This is a genomic window from Melaminivora alkalimesophila, assembly GCF_000282995.1.
GTDB lineage: Bacteria > Pseudomonadota > Gammaproteobacteria > Burkholderiales > Burkholderiaceae_C > Melaminivora > Melaminivora alkalimesophila.
Genome location: NZ_ALEE01000177.1, coordinates 1 through 668, shown reverse-complemented (window position 1 = coordinate 668; position 668 = coordinate 1). Strand labels below are relative to the sequence as shown.

General features: G+C 75.9%; 1 protein-coding gene. It reads left to right on the top strand.

The features are described from left to right. Window positions 1-640 (top strand): P1 family peptidase (locus A612_RS02890; RefSeq protein WP_019373099.1); only part of this gene is annotated, 640 nt, incomplete at its 5' end. Window positions 641-668: the final 28 nt, after the last annotated feature.

Here is a 668-nt window from a genome sequence, read left to right as displayed (position 1 = left end):
TGCCGCGGCCGGCTATGCCGCCTGCGCCGCTGCCAGCCGGGCCCACCCCGCCGAGGGCAACGTGGGCGCCGGCGCTGGCGCGGTGGTGGGCAAGATGTTCGGCTTCGGGCACGCCATGAAGGGCGGCATCGGCAGCGCCTCGGTGACCGTGGCCGGCGTCACCGTCGGAGCCTTGATCGCCTGCAACGCCGTCGGCGACGTGGTCGACCCCGAGACGGGCCAGCCCCTGGCCGGAGCGCGCACCCCCGACGGCCAGGCCCTGCGCGACGCGCGGCGCGCACTGCTGCGCGGCGAGGCGCCGCATCCGCTGCTGGCCGGCAGCAACACCACCATCGGCGTCATCGCCACCGATGCACGGCTCAGCAAGGCACAGGCGCAGCGCCTGGCGACCGTCGGGCACGACGGGCTGGCGCGCAGCATCAACCCGGTCCATACCATGAGCGACGGCGACACGTTGTTCGCCCTCGCCACGGGGGTGCGGGAAAGCCATCCGGGAATGATGGTGCTCGCCACCATGGCCGCGGAGGCGGTCGCGCGCGCCACGGTGCGGGCGGTGCAGGCGGCGCACACGCTGCGCCTGCCGGACGGCACCGTGCTCCCCGCCATGCGGGACCTGGGGCATTCCCTCGGCCTGCGCTGAGCGCACCCGGCCTCAGGCGCGCCGGGGC